This is a genomic window from Streptomyces sp. NPDC002209, assembly GCF_042890265.1.
Lineage (GTDB): Bacteria > Actinomycetota > Actinomycetes > Streptomycetales > Streptomycetaceae > Streptomyces.
In genome coordinates, this window is sequence record NZ_JBIARX010000002.1 from 1 (window position 1) to 15,843 (window position 15,843).

Annotated in this window: 18 protein-coding genes; 10 read left to right on the plus strand and 8 right to left on the minus strand. The window is 72.1% G+C overall.

Annotated features, from left to right (window positions below):
• Window positions 1–102: 102 nt before the first annotated feature.
• Window positions 103–765 (minus strand): class I SAM-dependent methyltransferase, encoded by a 663-nt coding sequence (locus ACFYXK_RS04855; RefSeq protein ID WP_266664074.1) that lies wholly within the window; start codon window positions 763–765, stop codon window positions 103–105.
• 217 nt (window positions 766–982) lie between these two features.
• On the opposite strand from ACFYXK_RS04855, the gene sigE reads away from it, so the two are divergent.
• The 5 genes from sigE to ACFYXK_RS04880 all read left to right on the plus strand — a co-directional run bounded on the left by sigE (window position 983) and on the right by ACFYXK_RS04880 (window position 5,312).
• Window positions 983–1,762, plus strand: a complete 780-nt coding sequence (gene sigE / locus ACFYXK_RS04860; RefSeq protein WP_389409855.1) for an RNA polymerase sigma factor SigE — start codon at window positions 983–985, stop codon at window positions 1,760–1,762.
• Window positions 1,759–2,385, plus strand: a complete 627-nt coding sequence (locus ACFYXK_RS04865; protein WP_389409856.1) for a zf-HC2 domain-containing protein — start codon at window positions 1,759–1,761, stop codon at window positions 2,383–2,385. The genes sigE and ACFYXK_RS04865 overlap by 4 nt, the downstream gene beginning before the upstream one ends.
• A gap of 142 nt (window positions 2,386–2,527) precedes the next feature.
• Window positions 2,528–3,856, plus strand: coding sequence for a S1C family serine protease (locus ACFYXK_RS04870; protein WP_389409857.1), 1,329 nt, complete (start codon window positions 2,528–2,530; stop codon window positions 3,854–3,856).
• Between the two features lie 106 nt (window positions 3,857–3,962).
• A complete protein-coding gene (locus tag ACFYXK_RS04875) occupies window positions 3,963–4,397 on the plus strand; it encodes a sec-independent translocase (protein ID WP_389409858.1) in 435 nt (144 codons plus the stop codon).
• Window positions 4,398–4,559: 162 nt separating this feature from the next.
• The gene (locus ACFYXK_RS04880) at window positions 4,560–5,312 is read left to right on the plus strand and encodes a hypothetical protein (protein WP_389409859.1); all 753 of its coding nucleotides are present in this window, start codon (window positions 4,560–4,562) and stop codon (window positions 5,310–5,312) included.
• Window positions 5,313–5,366: 54 nt separating this feature from the next.
• On the opposite strand, the gene ACFYXK_RS04885 is transcribed toward ACFYXK_RS04880, so the two are convergent.
• The 3 genes from ACFYXK_RS04885 to ACFYXK_RS04895 all read right to left on the minus strand — a co-directional run bounded on the left by ACFYXK_RS04885 (window position 5,367) and on the right by ACFYXK_RS04895 (window position 8,526).
• Window positions 5,367–6,482, minus strand: a complete 1,116-nt coding sequence (locus ACFYXK_RS04885; protein WP_389410234.1) for an Mrp/NBP35 family ATP-binding protein — start codon at window positions 6,480–6,482, stop codon at window positions 5,367–5,369.
• 87 nt (window positions 6,483–6,569) lie between these two features.
• The gene (locus tag ACFYXK_RS04890; RefSeq protein ID WP_383505755.1) at window positions 6,570–7,121 is read right to left on the minus strand and encodes a DUF1003 domain-containing protein; all 552 of its coding nucleotides are present in this window, start codon (window positions 7,119–7,121) and stop codon (window positions 6,570–6,572) included.
• A gap of 133 nt (window positions 7,122–7,254) precedes the next feature.
• Window positions 7,255–8,526: a magnesium transporter MgtE N-terminal domain-containing protein gene (locus tag ACFYXK_RS04895; RefSeq protein WP_389409860.1), complete on the minus strand. Its 1,272-nt coding sequence runs from the start codon at window positions 8,524–8,526 to the stop codon at window positions 7,255–7,257.
• Window positions 8,527–8,731: 205 nt separating this feature from the next.
• Here ACFYXK_RS04895 and ACFYXK_RS04900 point away from each other — a divergent pair, with 205 nt between their 5' ends.
• Window positions 8,732–9,520: a hypothetical protein gene (locus tag ACFYXK_RS04900; protein ID WP_389409861.1), complete on the plus strand. Its 789-nt coding sequence runs from the start codon at window positions 8,732–8,734 to the stop codon at window positions 9,518–9,520.
• A 37-nt stretch (window positions 9,521–9,557) separates the two neighbouring features.
• Here ACFYXK_RS04900 and ACFYXK_RS04905 read toward each other — a convergent pair whose 3' ends face one another.
• Together ACFYXK_RS04905 and ACFYXK_RS04910 are read right to left on the minus strand one after the other, a co-directional pair.
• Window positions 9,558–10,070, minus strand: a complete 513-nt coding sequence (locus tag ACFYXK_RS04905; protein ID WP_389409862.1) for a hypothetical protein — start codon at window positions 10,068–10,070, stop codon at window positions 9,558–9,560.
• Window positions 10,071–10,123: 53 nt separating this feature from the next.
• A complete protein-coding gene (locus tag ACFYXK_RS04910) occupies window positions 10,124–11,239 on the minus strand; it encodes a magnesium and cobalt transport protein CorA (protein ID WP_389409863.1) in 1,116 nt (371 codons plus the stop codon).
• 377 nt (window positions 11,240–11,616) lie between these two features.
• Between ACFYXK_RS04910 and ACFYXK_RS04915 the strand changes: the two genes are divergently transcribed.
• From ACFYXK_RS04915 to ACFYXK_RS04930, 4 genes are all read left to right on the plus strand, one after another.
• Window positions 11,617–12,201, plus strand: coding sequence for a suppressor of fused domain protein (locus ACFYXK_RS04915; RefSeq protein WP_389409864.1), 585 nt, complete (start codon window positions 11,617–11,619; stop codon window positions 12,199–12,201).
• A 61-nt stretch (window positions 12,202–12,262) separates the two neighbouring features.
• Window positions 12,263–12,904 (plus strand): DUF6758 family protein, encoded by a 642-nt coding sequence (locus ACFYXK_RS04920; RefSeq protein ID WP_383504795.1) that lies wholly within the window; start codon window positions 12,263–12,265, stop codon window positions 12,902–12,904.
• 116 nt (window positions 12,905–13,020) lie between these two features.
• A complete protein-coding gene (locus tag ACFYXK_RS04925) occupies window positions 13,021–13,887 on the plus strand; it encodes a PHP domain-containing protein (protein ID WP_389409865.1) in 867 nt (288 codons plus the stop codon).
• Window positions 13,888–13,948: 61 nt separating this feature from the next.
• Window positions 13,949–14,554, plus strand: a complete 606-nt coding sequence (locus ACFYXK_RS04930; protein ID WP_383504789.1) for a MarC family protein — start codon at window positions 13,949–13,951, stop codon at window positions 14,552–14,554.
• 109 nt (window positions 14,555–14,663) lie between these two features.
• Here ACFYXK_RS04930 and ACFYXK_RS04935 read toward each other — a convergent pair whose 3' ends face one another.
• Both ACFYXK_RS04935 and ACFYXK_RS04940 read right to left on the minus strand, forming a co-directional pair.
• The gene (locus tag ACFYXK_RS04935; RefSeq protein ID WP_166663124.1) at window positions 14,664–14,816 is read right to left on the minus strand and encodes a hypothetical protein; all 153 of its coding nucleotides are present in this window, start codon (window positions 14,814–14,816) and stop codon (window positions 14,664–14,666) included.
• Window positions 14,817–14,912: 96 nt separating this feature from the next.
• On the minus strand, window positions 14,913–15,770 hold the full coding sequence (locus ACFYXK_RS04940) for an alpha/beta fold hydrolase (protein ID WP_389409866.1): 858 nt from the start codon (window positions 15,768–15,770) through the stop codon (window positions 14,913–14,915).
• Between the last annotated feature and the right edge of the window lie 73 nt (window positions 15,771–15,843).

Consider the following 15,843-nt stretch of genomic DNA (forward strand, 5'->3'; position numbering starts at 1 on the left):
GTCGGGGCGCCCGAGTACGTCCAGTACTCGGGCGCCCCTCCGCCTTGCGATGCACGGCACCAGACGACGCGGGCTTGACCGGCAAGATCCGAAAGAGACGACCTAGCGCCGGACCGCGCACAGCAGGCCGTCGCCCACCGGGAGCAGGGCCGCCTCCAGTGCCGGGCTCTCCCGGACGCTGCGCAGCAGCTCCCGTACCCGCATCACCTCGATCTGCTGGGCCGCCGAGTCGACGGTGCGGCCGTCGGAGAAGACCCCCTCGAAGCACACCAGCCCCCCGGGGCGCAGCAGGCGCAACGATTCGGCGAGGTAGTCGAGGGACTCGGACGGGTCCCCGTCGCAGAAGACGAGGTCGTACCCGCCGTCGGCGAGCCGGGGGAGGACGTCGAGCGCGCGGCCGGGGATGAACCGGGCGCGGTTGCCCGCGAAGCCGGCGGCCCGGAAGGCCTGGCGGGCGAAGGCCTGCCGGTCGGCCTCGGGATCCACGGTGGTCAGCACCCCGTCGGGGCGCATGCCGTGGAGGAGGTGGATGCCGGAGACGCCGGTGCCGGTGCCGATCTCGGCGACCGCCTTGGCGTCCGCGGTGGCGGCGAGCAGGCGCAGCGCGGCCCCGGTGCCCGGGGAGACGGAGCGCAGGCCCGCTTCCCTGGCCCGGTCGCGGGCCCACCGCAGAGCGTCGTCCTCGGCGACAAACGCGTCGGCGAACGCCCAGCTCGTCTGCCGGTTGCCGGTAATGACCCTCTCCTGTCCCCATAGTTGGCGCAACGGTGACTGTATCCGTTGACGTCGGGAACCCGCAGATGGGACCGGGCGTTGAAGAAAACGGCGGCGGAAAGACCCAGCGAGGCAAAAGGGGGCGTAAGGGCGGGGCGCAGCCGGGATAGATGGGGACGGCACCGGGCAGATCGACGGCCCGGCGTGTCGAAGGCACGTGCAAAGTTACTGCAAAAATGCTTATCCGGAGCTGACGGGAGGGGTGGCTATGGTAGGGACTCCACTGGACACCACCAGAGCCGATAGGGGAGGTGCGGCTGCGCCTGTGGATCGTGGGGGCGTATTCAGACGCCTCTTCTGGTCGGCGGGTGAGCCGAAATCCGTGACCAACATTGCTGACCGCTTCCACACCGCTGCCACCGCAACCACCGCGACCTTTGCCGCCGATGCGGGCACCCAGGCGTGGACCCCTCCCTCATGGGAGGAGATCGTCAGCACGCACAGTGCGCGGGTCTACCGCCTTGCCTACCGTCTGACGGGTAACCAGCACGACGCCGAGGACCTGACGCAGGAGGTCTTCGTCCGCGTCTTCCGCTCGCTGTCCACCTACACGCCGGGCACGTTCGAGGGCTGGCTGCACCGGATCACCACCAACCTGTTCCTGGACATGGTCCGCCGCAAGCAGCGGATCCGGTTCGACGCGCTCGCCGACGACGCGGCCGAGCGGCTGCCGAGCCGTGAGCCGTCCCCGCAGCAGGTCCTCCACGACACCCACTTCGACGCGGACGTGCAGCAGGCGCTGGACACCCTTGCGCCCGAGTTCCGCGCCGCCGTGGTGCTGTGCGACATCGAGGGCCTCTCGTACGAGGAGATCGCCGCCACGCTGGGCGTCAAGCTCGGCACCGTGCGCAGCCGTATCCACCGGGGCCGTTCCCATCTGCGCAAGGCGCTCAAGCACCGGTCTCCCGAGGCCCGTGCCGAGCAGCGGGCGCTCGCGGGAGTGGCGGTGGGCGCGCCGGGCGCCGGGGGAGAGGGCGGAACCGAGTGAGCGGAGTCAGTCCGTCTCCTGCCGAACAGCACCTGGGCGACCGTCTCGCCGCGCTGGTCGACGGGGAGCTGAGCCATGACGCCCGCGAGCGGGTCCTGGCGCATCTGGCCACCTGCGCCAAGTGCAAGGCCGAGGCCGATGCGCAGCGCCGTGTGAAGAGCCTGTTCGTGGAGAGCGCGCCACCGCCGCTGTCGGCCGGGCTGCTGGCCCGGTTGCAGGGGCTGCCGGGCGACGGCCCCGACGGGCCGTCCGGTCCGCCGGGTCCGCAGAGCCCGCCGGGGGCGGAGCTCTTCGGGTACGTGCCCCCGACCGCACCGCAGCAGGGCTTCCGCATCCACGAGGTGGGGCGTCCGCGCCGCCGTTTCGCGTTCGTGGCGGCCGGGGCGGTCTCGCTGGCCGCGATCGCGCTGGGCGGTTCGCTGCCGGTCGACACCCTCGAGCCGAACGTGCGGGGCGAGGCCCCGGCGACGCGGCCCGGCCCCGCGGTGTCGGCGGCCGATGCGGTGGTCCGGGACCGGGCGCCGAGCCCCGGGTTCGTCGCGGGCCCGCGCCCCACGGGTCCGTTGCCACCGGTCCACCCCTCGGTCTCCGCCTCACCCCGCCCGGTCTCCCTGACCCGCTGACGCCCGGGTCGGCGGGGGCCGGGAACCGGGGGTGTGACCCCCCGGGGCCGGGGGACCTGGTTGAATCTGCGGCAGATGCGCCGCCCGGCGGTGCTACAGGTACCGTCCCCGGGCTCCGCCGGGGGACCCCCAGGGAGCGCCCATGGCCGACCAGCAGCAGTCCGACACGGCTCCGTCGTGGTGGAGCCGCCCCGCCGCCCCGGCGGCAGCGGCCGGAGCGGAGCCCGGACCGGCGGCCGAGCCGGGCGCGGACTCCGATCCGGCGGCCGGGCCGGCCCCGCAGGCTGCGGTGCCGGGGCCGCGGTACGACCCGTGGGGCGAGCGTCCGCTCCAGGTCGCCGATCAGGGGAAGGCGCCGGGCGGGCGCGGCATCCGGCTGCGGCACGCCGTGGCCCTCGGCCTGGGCACGGCCCTCCTCGCCGGCGGCATCGGCGGCTGGCTCGGCGTCCTCGCCGAACGGCAGAGCAGCACCCGCCTCGAACTCCCGCAGGCCGCCGTCGAGAGCAAGGACCGGGCTCCCGAAAGCGTGGCCGGGATCGCCGCCACCGCGCTGCCCGGCGTCGTGACCCTGCACGTCCGCGGCAGCGGCGGCAGCGGCACCGGAACCGGGTTCGTACTCGACCAGCAGGGCCACATCCTCACCAACAACCACGTCGTCTCCGACGCCAAGGACATAACGGTCACCTTCAGCACCGGCGAGAGCGTTACCGCCGAACTGGTCGGCCGGGACGGCGGCTACGACCTGGCCGTCGTCAAGGTCGAAGGCGTACGGGGCCTGCAGCCGCTCTCCCTCGGGAACTCCGAGAACGTGAAGGTCGGCGACCCGGTGGTGGCCATCGGCGCACCGTTCGACCTCTCCAACACCGTCACCGCCGGCATCATCAGCGCCACCGGCCGGCCCATCACCGCAGGCGGCGACAAGGGCGACGGCAGCGACATCAGCTACGTCGACGCCCTTCAGACCGACGCCCCCATCAACCCCGGCAACTCCGGCGGCCCCCTCCTCGACGCCAAGGCCCGCGTGATCGGCATCAACAGCGCGATCCGCGGGGCCGACGCCGGCGGCGACGGCGACGAGCGCGCGAAGCAGAGCGGCAGCATCGGGCTCGGTTTCGCCATCCCCGTCAACCAGGGCAAGCGCGTCGCCGAGGAGCTCATCCGCACCGGCCACGCCACCCACCCCGTCATCGGCGTCACCCTCGACATGGAGTACACCGGCGACGGGGCCCGCGTCGCCACCAAGGGCGGGGGCGGCAAGCCGGCCGTCACCGCCGACGGCCCCGGTGCCCGCGCCGGGATCCAGGGCGGCGACGTGATCACCAAGGTCGACGGCGTCCGCGTCCACGGCGGCGACGAGCTCGTCATCAAGATCAGGGCCCACCGCCCGGGGGATCCGCTCACCCTGACCGTGCTGCGCGACGGCCGGGAGCGCACCCTGGAGCTTGTCCTCGGTTCGGCGAACGGATCATGACCATACGGAGAATCCGAGGCCGATGACGCACCGATGTATGGGCCCGTCGGCAAGGCCGGGTACCGTGTGTCGTGGCCCGAAGTGAAGAGAGCCGAGGAGCGGCAAGGTGTTCAACGACATAGGCGCACTCGAGCTGGTCACGATCGTGGTGCTCGCCATCCTCATCTTCGGCCCGGACAAGCTGCCCAAGGTGATCCAGGACGTCACCGGCGTCATCCGGAAGATCCGCGCGTTCTCCGACAGTGCGAAGCAGGACATCCGGTCGGAACTCGGTCCCGAGTTCAAGGACTTCGAGTTCGAGGACCTGAACCCGAAGACGTTCATCCGCAAGCAGCTGACGGAGAACGAGGACCTTCAGGAGATCCGCAGCACCTTCGATCTCCGCAAGGAGCTGAACGACGTCACCGACGCCGTGAACAGCAAGGAGACGGCCTCCGCCGGCACCGCCGCCGTGCCCGCCGCCACCGGCCCGGACCTGCTGAAGAAGCCCGCCGCCCCGGCCGCCGACCAGCGCACCCCGTACGACGCCGACGCCACGTAGGGAGTGTCCGAGACACCCCCTGATTCGAGCCTTCCCCGGCGATCCGGGGTCCGGTGGCTATCCTCCATGAGTCCGGACCCAGGACGCCCCAGGTGGGGGTCCCCCCGACGAGACGTTGGGGGAGGGCGCGTTCCGGACCCCACGGAACGAGAGGCCGCATCGATGGAGACGACGAGCAGTAGCCGGGTAGGGGTGCAGCCCGCCGAGGCGCCCGCTCCCGCTGCCGCACCAGCAGAACCAGCCGCACCGGCGGAACCGGGGGCCGCGTCCCCGCAGCCCGCCCCCGCGCAGCCCCAGGAGGCCGCCGCACCCGTCCCGACGGCCCGCCGGACCGCCGAGGGGTACCTGCGGGCCGACTTCCCCTGGTACGGGCTTGACGGGGCCTTCACCGGCCCCCGCTGGCTCATGCAGGTGGGCACCGGCGCCGACGGCACCGTCGAACACGGTTCCACCGGCCACGGCGACGAGCCCTCCGCGCGCGGGGAGCTCGCCACCGGCGAGAAGGAGCGCTTCGCGGTGGTCGTCACCGTCGCGAGCAACCCGCTGCGCCGCAGCAGCGACGGCACCGGCGTCCTGGAGGCCACCTCGGTGTCCTCGGCGGCCTGGCTGGCCGGCTCCGGGCTGCTGGCCTACAGCTGGCCCGGCCAGATGGACCACACCCTGCGCGACGACTGGCTCGACCAGCAGACCGAGGCCGCGTGGGAGCTCGCCGACGACCTCGACGGCACGGACTGGTCGACGCTCTCGCTCCCGGTCGACGGCGAGCCGACGCCGTTCCACTACCGCGAGTCCGAGTTCGGCTGGGTGCTCGCCGGTTCCACCCGGGGTGGCGTGCACCTGGGCGCCTACGGGCGCGGGATGAGCGCGTACGGGCTCGGCTTCTCCGTGATCGGCGACATCGCCTCGTACGAGTAGCCCGGGTACGGGAAAGGGCACCGCCGTCCGGCGGTGCCCCTCACGTCGTGCCGGTCAGAACTTGTTGCGCGGGGTGATGCCCAGGGACATGCCGGCCAGGCCGCGGGCGCGGCCGCCCAGCTTGCCCGCGATCGAGCGCAGCGCCGCACCGGCGGGGGAGTCCGGGTCCGACAGGACGACCGGCTTGCCCTCGTCGCCGCCCTCGCGCAGCCGTACGTCGATCGGGATGGAGCCGAGCACCGGGACGCTCGCGCCGACCGTCTTGGTCAGGCCGTCGGCGACCTTCTGGCCACCGCCCGAGCCGAACACGTCGACCATCTCGTCGCAGTGCGGGCACGGCAGCCCGGACATGTTCTCGACCACGCCGACGATCTTCTGGTGCGTCTGCACGGCGATCGAGCCGGCCCGCTCCGCGACCTCGGCCGCAGCCTGCTGCGGGGTGGTCACGACCAGGATCTCCGCGTTCGGCACCAGCTGGGCCACGGAGATCGCGATGTCGCCCGTACCCGGCGGCAGGTCCAGCAGCAGGACGTCCAGGTCGCCCCAGAACACGTCCGCCAGGAACTGCTGGAGGGCCCGGTGCAGCATCGGACCGCGCCACACCACCGGCGCGTTGCCCGGGGTGAACATGCCGATGGAGATGACCTTCACGCCGTTCGCGGACGGCGGCATGATCATGTTCTCGACCTGGGTCGGGCGGCCCTCCACGCCCAGCATGCGCGGCACGCTGTGGCCGTAGATGTCCGCGTCGACGACGCCGACCTTCAGGCCGTCCGCGGCCATCGCCGCGGCCAGGTTCACCGTCACCGACGACTTGCCGACGCCGCCCTTGCCGGACGCCACCGCGTAGACGCGGGTCAGCGAACCCGGCTTGGCGAACGGGACCTCGCGCTCGGCGGTGCCGCCGCGCAGCGTGGCCGCCAGCTCCTTGCGCTGCTCGTCGCTCATCACGTCCAGCGTGACGGCGACCGACGTGACGCCGGCGACCCGCTCGACGGCCTCGGTGACGTTCTTGGTGATCGTCTCGCGCATGGGGCAGCCGGACACCGTGAGGTAGACCGTGACGGCGACCTCGCCGCCCTCGCCGATCTCCACCGATTTGACCATGCCGAGCTCGGTGATCGGCCGGTGGATCTCGGGGTCGTTCACCGTCGCCAGCGCGTCGAGGATCGCATCCTGCTCAGGCACGGCGGCGGAGCTTGTGTCGGTAGCCATGACCCGATGGTACGGCTCGGTAGCCCGCCTCAGGAAAGGCCGCTAGCGGTCGCCTTCGTCACTCTCGAGCGGGAATAGCCGCCGCTCGTCCATCTCCTTGATCAGGTCCTGGAACTCCGACCGGATCCAGTCGCGGGTCGCGACCTCGCCCAGGCCCATCCGCAGCGCCGCGATCTCCCGGGTCAGGTACTCGGTGTCGGCGATGGAGCGCTCGTTCTGCTTGCGGTCCTGCTCCAGGTTGACCCGGTCGCGGTCGTCCTGCCGGTTCTGCGCGAGCAGGATCAGCGGGGCCGCGTACGAGGCCTGCAGCGACAGCATCAGCGTCAGGAAGATGAACGGGTACTCGTCGAACCGCAGGTGCGAGGGCGCGAAGATGTTCCACAGCACCCAGACGATGATGACCAGCGTCATGTAGACGATGAACCGGCCCGTGCCGAGGAACCGCGCCACCCGCTCCGACAGCCGCCCGAACGCCTCCGGGTCGTACACCGGGAGCACCCGCCGCCTGTCCGTCCTGGGCTGGTCCAGCCGCACCCGCGGCGAGCGGGTCAGCGCGGTCGACCCGGTCGAGGAGCCGGCCGCCTTGGACCGCAGCCGCTCGGCCGTCTCTTCCTCCCGGCCCGTCAGCCCCTGCTCGCGCGCGAACTCGCGGGCGTGCTCGCGCGCCAGCTCGCGCCGCACGCGGATCTGCTCCCGGCGCCGCTCGCGCGCCGGCTCACCCCGTCGCTCACCGGGCACCGGGGACCTCCTCGGCGTGGTAGTCCGTCTCCCGCCAGTCGTCCGGCAGCAGGTGGTCCAGTACGTCGTCCACGGTCACCGCACCCAGCAGCGAACCGCTCTCGTCGACCACCGGCACCGCCACCATGTTGTAGGCGGCGAGATAGCTCGTCACCTGGGGCAGCGAGGCGTCCGGGCGCAGCGGCGGCAGGTCCGTGTCCACGATCGAGCTCACCAGCGTGAACGGGGGGTCCCGCAGCAGCCGCTGGAAGTGCACCGTGCCCAGGTACTTGCCCGTCGGCGTCTCGTCCGGCGGCCGGCACACGTACACCTGCGCGGCCAGCGCGGGCGACAGGTCCGCCTGCCGCACGCGGGCCAGCGCGTCCGCGACCGTCGCGTCCGGGCGCAGCACGATCGGCTCCGTGGTCATCAGACCGCCCGCGGTGTTCTCCTCGTACGACAGCAGACGGCGCACGTCGGCCGCGTCGTCCGGCTGCATCAGCGTCAGCAGCCGCTCCTTGTCGTCCTCCGGGAGCTCCGAGAGCAGGTCGGCCGCGTCGTCCGGGTCCATCGCCTCCAGGACGTCGGCGGCGCGCTCCTCCTTCAGTTTGCCGAGGATCTCCACCTGCTCGTCCTCGGGCAGCTCCTCCATGACGTCCGCGAGGCGGTCGTCGTCGAGGGCGTTGGCCACCTCGGCGCGCCGCTTCGGCGTCAGGTGGTGCAGGACGTTCGCCACGTCGGCCGGGCGCATCTGCTCGAACGTGGCCACCAGGTTCTCGGCGCCCTGGCCCTCCTCCTCCAGCGAGAAGCCCGTCACGGCCGACCACTCCACGGTCAGGGTCTCGCCGCGCCGGCGCAGCGCGCCGCCCTTGCCCTTGCGTACGAAGATCTTGTCGATCTCCCAGTCGCGGCGGGCCGGCAGCTGCTGGATGGCCACGTCGAGGACGGTGACCTCCTCGCCGGTGGTCCCCAGCGTCACCCGGCGGTCCAGCAGTTCGCCGAGGACCAGCCGCTCGGTGGGCCGCTGCTCGAAGCGCCGCATGTTGACGACGCCGGTGGTGATGACCTGTCCGGACTCCACGCCCGTCACCCGGGTCATCGGGAGGAAGATCCGGCGCCGGCTGACCACCTCGACCACCAGGCCCAGCAGCCGCGGCGGACGGCCGCCGACGCGCAGCATCGCGACGAGGTCGCGGACGCGGCCGACCTGGTCGCCGTTGGGGTCGAAAACGGGCACACCCGACAGATGCGAGACGAAGATCCGCGGGGCGCCACCAGCCATGCGAGCGCCTCCTAGAGCGTCGATCCTCAGTCCTGCCGCCCCTCAGGCTAGCCCGTGCCGCGGGAGACCGTCCTGGTGGGGCGGTCCGCCCGTGCGCAGGCCGGGGAGGGGGGTCGGCCGGGCGGGCCGACCACCCTCCCGGCACGGTTGCTACGGGCGGGTACGCTGCCTGCTGCTCGAAGACGCACGACGAGAGGCACCTGCAGTGACCGCCTACCTCCCCGCCGCACGGCTGCGCCGGGCGGCCTTCGTCGGTGTCCTGTTCGCGGGCCTGGCCGTCACCGGCTCCGGCTGCGGGGCGGACCCCGACGAGGGCACCAACGGGGTCGGCAAGCTCTCCGCCGACCAGATCGAGAGCAAGGCGAAGGCCGCGGCCGGCGCCGCCGACTCGGTCCACCTGTCCGGCACGCTCGTCAGCGGCGGCAAGTCCTTCACGCTCGACATGCGCCTCAAGAAGGACGGCGGCTCCGGCGAGGTGAAGTCGAAGGAGGACACCTTCCAGGTGCTCCGGGTCGGCGAACAGCTCTACCTCAAGGCGAGCGCAGCCTTCTGGGGCAAGTCCGACTCGGCCGGCAAGCTCGGCGACAAGTACGTGAAGGTGCCCGAGAGCGACCCCACCTACAAGCAGTTCCGCGGGTTCACCGACATGCACGTGCTGCTCGACGGGCTGCTCGGACTCGACGGCAAGCTCGCCAAGGGCGACTACACCAAGGTCGGGCCCACCCGCGCGGTCCTCGTCACGGCGGACAAGGGCAAGGGCGGCAAGCTGTCGGTCTCCCTGGAGGGGACCCCGTACCCGCTGCGCCTGGAGCGGGCCGGCGGGGCGGGCCGGGTCGATCTGGCGGAGTGGGGCAAGGCCTTCCCGCTGGAGGCGCCCGCGCAGGACCAGACCGTCGACTACGGGTCCCAGATGCCCACGACCAAGGAGCAGGGGGCGGCGCCCTCCCCGGCCCCGAGCAAGGGCTCCGGCCAGGGCTCGAACCCGACGAAGTAGCCGAAGCGGCCGGTCCGCCTCAAGAGGGGGACCGGCCCTAGCTGGCCGCCTTCTTCCGCTTGAACAGGAGCTTCGGCAGGCCTGCCGGGATCGGCCGGCGGGTGACCGCGGGCGAGCCCAGCGGGGCCGCGGCCAGCGATCCGCCCGGCAGGTCGGTGCTCGCCGTCACCGGCTCCAGCCGCAGCAGCCGGCACTCGCGCGCCCAGCGCTCGGTCATCTCCTCGGAGTCGGGCGCGTTCAGCCGCTTCCCCTTGAGCTCGGCGACCGCGGCCTGCCACTCCTCGCTGCGGGGCGCGAGCTCCCGTACGGTCGCGGTCCAGGCCACCAGCCGGCCGCCCTTGTCCTTGCTGCGCACGGTCACCTCGGCGGCCGCGCCGTCCGCGAGCCCCGGGAACGGCTGCTCACCGGGACCGTCGCCCAGCACGTGGGCCGCGCCGTCCACCCAGGCGTGCCACAGGGCCCGGTCGGCCCCGGAGCCGCGGACCCAGATCAGGCCGGACTTCTTGGTGGCCTCCTCGACGAGGGCCAGGTCGAGCGTGCTGAGAGTCATGCGCACCAGAGTAGGGGGTGCCCCGGAGCCGAAGGGCGGGCCCTCGAGACGCTCTAGAGCCAGCCGTGGCGGCGCAGGGCCCGGTGGATGGTGAAGCAGATGCCGACGATCGTGGCCATCACCATCGGATAGCCGTAGCGCCACCGGAGCTCCGGCATGTGCTCGAAGTTCATCCCGTAGACCCCGCAGATCATCGTCGGGACGGCGATGATCGCCGCCCAGGAGGTGATCTTGCGCATGTCCTCGTTCTGGGCGACCGTCGCCTGGGCCAGGTTGGCCTGGAGGATCGAGTTCAGCAGCTCGTCGAAGCCGACGACCTGCTCGTGCACCCGCGCCAGGTGGTCGGCGACGTCGCGGAAGTACTTCTGGATCGCCGGGTCCACCAGCCGCATCGGGCGCTCGCTCAGCAGCTCCATCGGCCGCAGCAGCGGGGCGACGGCCCGCTTGAACTCCAGCACCTCGCGCTTGAGCTGGTAGATGCGGCCCGCGTCGCCGCCGCGCGCACTGCCCTTGGCCGGCGCGGCGAAGACCGCGCTCTCCACCTCGTCGATGTCGTCCTGGACGGCCGCCGCGACGGCGATGTACCCGTCCACGACGTGGTCGGCGATGGAGTGCAGGACCGACGAGGGGCCCTTGGCCAGCAGCTCGGGGTCGTCCTGGAGTCGGTGGCGCAGCCCCTTGAGGGAGCCCTGGCCGCCGTGCCGGACCGTGATGACGAAGTCCGGGCCGGTGAAGCACATCACCTCGCCGGTCTCCACCACCTCGCTCGTGGCGGTCAGTTCGGCGTGCTCCACGTAGTGGATCGTCTTGAAGACGGTGAACAGCGTGTCGTCGTAGCGCTCCAGCTTCGGCCGCTGGTGCGCGTGCACCGCGTCCTCCACGGCGAGCGGGTGCAGCCCGAAGGTGGCGGCGATCCCCGCGAACTCGGCCTCGGTCGGCTCGTGCAGGCCGATCCACGCGAAGCCGCCGTCCTCGCGGACCCGGGCCATCGCCTCACGCGGCGTCAGGCAGGCCGATCCCAGGGCGCGTCGGCCGTCGCGGTACACGGCGCAGTCGACGACCGCACTGCTCGCGGACGGGTCGCGGGTGGTGTCGTAGCCGGGCTGGGCCGGGGTGGACCTGCGCAGGGCCGGACGTACGGCGGCACGCAGGTAGGGCAGCATCGACATGGCAGGCTCCTTCGCACGCACGGCTACGGACCGTACGGGTGGGAGGCCTTCCGCCGCCGCCGGCGGACAGGGCCGGGCAGACGGAAGGAACAGGACGGGAGGACAAAGTTCTGCCGTCGCTCTTCGACCGATCAGATGATCAAACGGGCTGCAACATGCCCGTACCGGGAGTGGAAGAGCGGTTGGTACTGCACGATCGACTTCGATCCATTGCAGCCCCACCTCCTCCGGCCGGTCCCCCGTGGAGGACGTCCTGTCGTCGGATGCCCCGAAACAACTCCTCAGGAGTGTGGCCCCGACCAGCGGTCAACATTATCAGCCGACGGATGGTCAAGACCCGCCCTTTACCCGCCTCATACGAGTTCTATGCTCGCCTCATGGCAGAAATTCTGGCTCTCGTCGAAGCCCGGCTGCGCAGCGCACTCGGCGAACCCGACGCCCGCGCCGCCGTCACCTTCCTCGGCACCGACCGCATCGAAGTGCTCCGCTTCGCCGAGGGCGACCTCGTGCGCTACGCGACCCTCGGCATGTCCGCGCATCCGATGACCGACCCGACCGCCGTGGTGGCCGACCCGCTGCGCGGACCGCGCGCCGAGCTCGTGCTGACCGTACGGGCGGGCCTGGCGCCCACCGACAAGCTGCTGCGGCCCCTCGCGGTGCTGGGCGCCTCGCCGCAGGTGGAGGGGCTGGTCGTGGCCCCCGGCGCCTCGCTCGACGTCGGCGGCCCGCTGTGGGACGGGGCGCCCTTCACCTCCGTACTCGTCGCGGAGCCGGGCGGACTGGTAGAGGACCTGGAACTCGACGAGCCCATGGACCCGGTGCACTTCCTCCCGCTCCTGCCCATGACGGCGAACGAGGCCGCGTGGAAGCGGGTGCACGGCGCGGCGGCGCTCCAGGAACGCTGGCTGTCGCACGGCACGGATCTGCGGGATCCTCTTCGTACCGCCGTGGCGCTGGACTGAGACATCCGGACGGGTGATCGTGTCTTGACGGGGCGCCGGGCGGGGAGGAGCGTGGCTTCTTATGAGGGGCGAACCAACTTGCCCGAAGTGCGGTGGACGGGTCAGGGCGCCCGGGCTTTTCTCCGACTCGTGGCAGTGTGCGGTGCACGGCACGGTGCACCCCCTGCAGCCCGTCATCCCGCCCAGCGTCGAAGGCCTGGGCGTCGTGGTGAACCGGGCGCAGGTGCCGGTGTGGATGCCGTGGCCGCTGCCGGTGGGGTGGCTGTTCACCGGAGTGGCGGCGGCCGGTGACGACCGCAGCGGGGGCCGCGCGACGGCGGTGGCCTGCTCGGGTCCCGGGCCGCTCGGCGGGATCGGGGAGCTGCTGCTGGTCGCCGAGGAGTTGGGGGTCGGCCTCGGCGCGCGGTACGCGGGGATCGACGGACCCGACCCCGGTACCTACATCGACGTCTCGGCCCCGCCGCACGCCAAGGTCGTCGCGGCGGGCCGCCCGACACCGCTGTGGCACGTGAAGGGAGCCCCGGAGGACCGCGCCGTGTTCGCCGGCGAGGCGCGCGGGCTGTGGCTGTGGGCCGTCGTCTGGCCGGAGCAGTCGGGACTGCTGATGTACGACGAACTGGTGCTGACGGACCTGCGGGACGCGGGCGCCGAGGTCGAACTCCTGCCGTGCGGCGCCCTGAGCCCGCGCGTGCTGGGCCCCTAGCCGCACACCCCAAGGCCCCCGCCGGGGCCGGGCGTCGGGTGGCGTGGCGCCCGCGCGGCAGCCGGGCGGTATCCTGGGGTGTCCCCCCGTACCCGCGAGACCCTGGAGCCCCGGCCGTGCGCATCGATCTGCACGCCCACTCCACGGCTTCCGACGGCACCGACACCCCCGCCGAGCTGGTCCGCAACGCGGCCGCCGCCGGGCTGGACGTGGTCGCACTCACCGATCACGACACCGTCGGGGGATACGCCGAAGCCCTCGCCGCGGTGCCGCACGGGCTGACCCTCGTCACCGGCATGGAGCTGTCCTGCCGACTCGACGGCATCGGGATGCACATGCTCGCGTACCTCTTCGACCCCGAGGAGCCCGAGCTCGCCCGCGAGCGGGAGCTCGTCCGCGACGACCGCACCCCGCGCGCCCACGCCATGATCGGCAAGCTCCGGGAGCTCGGCGTCGACGTCACCTGGGAGCAGGTGTCCCGCATCGCCGGCGAAGGCTCCGTCGGGCGGCCGCACATCGCCAGCGCGCTCGTCGAGCTGGGCGTCGTGCCCACCGTGTCCGACGCCTTCACGCCGGACTGGCTCGCCGACGGCGGCCGCGCGTACGCCGAGAAGCACGAGCTGGACCCCTTCGAAGCCGTCCGCCTCGTCAAGGCGGCCGGCGGGGTCACCGTGTTCGCGCACCCCGCCGCCGTCAAGCGCGGCCGGTGCGTACCCGAGTCCGCGATAGCCGAGCTCGCGTCCGCAGGCCTGGACGGGATCGAGGTGGACCACATGGACCACGACACGGACACGCGCGCGCGGCTGCGCGCCCTGGCCGGCGAGCTCGGACTCCTCGTGACCGGGTCCAGCGACTACCACGGCAGCCGCAAGACCTGCCGCCTCGGGGAGTACACGACCGACCCCGAGATCTACGGCGAGATCACGCGCCGCGCGACGGGGGCCTTCCCCGTTCCGGGCGCAGGCGGAGCGACCGGCGCGTAACCGCGCCTCGCCGCCCTTTCCTCTTCCTTCGTAACACCCCTCTCTCCTGCAAGGCATCACTGTGTTCGACTTCGCCGTCTTCGGATCCCTATTTCTCACCCTTTTTGTGATTATGGACCCCCCGGGGATCACGCCGATCTTCCTCGCCCTGACCTCCGGCCGGCCCGCCAAGGTGCAGCGCCGCATGGCCTGGCAGGCCGTCTGCGTGGCCTTCGGCGTCATCGCCGTCTTCGGTATCTGCGGCCAGCAGATCCTGGACTACCTGCACGTCTCCGTCCCCGCGCTGATGATCGCGGGCGGTCTGCTGCTCCTGCTCATCGCGCTCGACCTGCTCACCGGCAAGAACGACGAGCCCAAGCAGACCAAGGACGTGAACGTCGCCCTCGTCCCGCTCGGCATGCCGCTGCTCGCCGGTCCCGGTGCGATCGTGTCCGTCATCCTCGCCGTGCAGAAGGCGGACGGGGTCACCGGCCAGGTCTCGGTCTGGCTGGCGATCGTCGCCATGCACGTCGTGCTGTGGCTCACGATGCGCTACTCGCTCGTGATCATCCGGGTCATCAAGGACGGCGGCGTCGTCCTCGTGACGCGGCTCGCCGGCATGATGCTCTCCGCGATCGCCGTCCAGCAGATCATCAACGGCGTGCTCCAGGTCGTGCACGGCGCCTGACCGGTGCCTGACCGGCGCCCGGCCGGCTCCCGCGTACGCGAACGCCCCCGCACCGGATCGGTGCGGGGGCGGCGGCGTCTTGTGCGGATGGTGCGGATGGTGCGGAGTGTCAGGAGGACGCACTCTCGGCCGGTCGGATCAGAATGCGCTGGCCTACGGCGGCCGCCTGCTGCACGATCCGGTTGACGGAGGCCGCGTCCACGACGGTGCTGTCCACGGCGGATCCGTCGACATCGTCCAGGCGCAGAATCTCGAAGCGCATGGGGCTTCTCCCTTCGTCAGTGTTCTCCTTGCACTGTTCCAACGAAGTGTAAGAGGCAAACATTCCCTACGCTAAGGAAATTTTTTCATTCGCTAACTAAAGCTGGGGGTGGGCGTCCCAGAACGAGGCCAGTGCACCGGCTGTGACCTGCGGATTCTCTGCATTGGGGGAGTGCTCGGTGCCCGGTACGACGACCCGCTCAGCGCCCAGTCGATGTGTCATGTCGTCCATCAGCGGGACCGGCCATGCGTAGTCGACCTCGCCGGACAGCACCAGCTTGGGCAGGTCCACGCCGCTCAGCCCGTCCACCCGGTCCGGCTCGGAGACCAGGATCCGGCCCGTGGCGATCAGCTGCTCCGGCACCGTGGCCAGCCACCGCCCGCGCAGGAACTCCGCGAGCTCGGGGGCGTCGGGCACCGCGTCCTGCGGATCGAAGGACCGCATCGCCGTCCATACCCCCGGCATGTCCTCGCGCATCGCCTCCAATGCGGCGACCAGCAGTTTCGTACGCTCCTGCTGCTCCTCGGAGATCGCGGCCGGGCCGCTGCTCATCAGGGTGAGGGAGGCGAAGGGCGCCGCATCGCGCAGTACGGCGGCCCGTGCGATCAGCCCGCCCAGCGAGTGGCCGACCAGGTGGACCGGCCCCCCGCCCAGCGCGGCGGCCTGGGCGAGGACGTCCAGCGCCAGCTCGTCCAGCGCGTACGCCGATTCCTCGCGCGGTCCGGGGCTCTCGTGCTGGCCGCGCCCGTCGACCGCGACCACCCGGTACCCGGCGGCGGCCAGCGGCTCGAGGAGGCCGATGAAGTCCTCCTTGCTGCCGGTGAAACCGGGCACCAGCAGGGCGGTGCCGCGGACCGGCTCGCCGGCCTCGTGCACGGCGAACCCGCCGCGGTCGGTGGACAGGACGTGCGCGCGGGCACCGGACGGCAGCGTGAGGCGGGGCGGCTTGCTCATGGCCAGAGGTTACCGGCCCGTAGCGGCCTGTCCAGCCCGGGTACGCCGATGGCCCCGGCCCCCTCGGAAGGGG

Bases quoted from the DNA above. Each gene is read 5' to 3' on its own strand.
- sigE (WP_389409855.1), top strand. From the start codon at position 983: ATGGTAGGGACTCCACTGGACACCACCAGAGCCGATAGGGGAGGTGCG.
- ACFYXK_RS04870 (WP_389409857.1), top strand. From the start codon at position 2,528: ATGGCCGACCAGCAGCAGTCCGACACGGCTCCGTCGTGGTGGAGCCGC.
- ACFYXK_RS04880 (WP_389409859.1), top strand. From the start codon at position 4,560: ATGGAGACGACGAGCAGTAGCCGGGTAGGGGTGCAGCCCGCCGAGGCG.
- ACFYXK_RS04895 (WP_389409860.1), bottom strand. From the start codon at position 8,526: ATGGCTGGTGGCGCCCCGCGGATCTTCGTCTCGCATCTGTCGGGTGTG.
- ACFYXK_RS04905 (WP_389409862.1), bottom strand. From the start codon at position 10,070: ATGACTCTCAGCACGCTCGACCTGGCCCTCGTCGAGGAGGCCACCAAG.
- ACFYXK_RS04910 (WP_389409863.1), bottom strand. From the start codon at position 11,239: ATGTCGATGCTGCCCTACCTGCGTGCCGCCGTACGTCCGGCCCTGCGC.
- ACFYXK_RS04915 (WP_389409864.1), top strand. From the start codon at position 11,617: ATGGCAGAAATTCTGGCTCTCGTCGAAGCCCGGCTGCGCAGCGCACTC.
- ACFYXK_RS04920 (WP_383504795.1), top strand. From the start codon at position 12,263: ATGAGGGGCGAACCAACTTGCCCGAAGTGCGGTGGACGGGTCAGGGCG.
- ACFYXK_RS04935 (WP_166663124.1), bottom strand. From the start codon at position 14,816: ATGCGCTTCGAGATTCTGCGCCTGGACGATGTCGACGGATCCGCCGTG.
- ACFYXK_RS04940 (WP_389409866.1), bottom strand. From the start codon at position 15,770: ATGAGCAAGCCGCCCCGCCTCACGCTGCCGTCCGGTGCCCGCGCGCAC.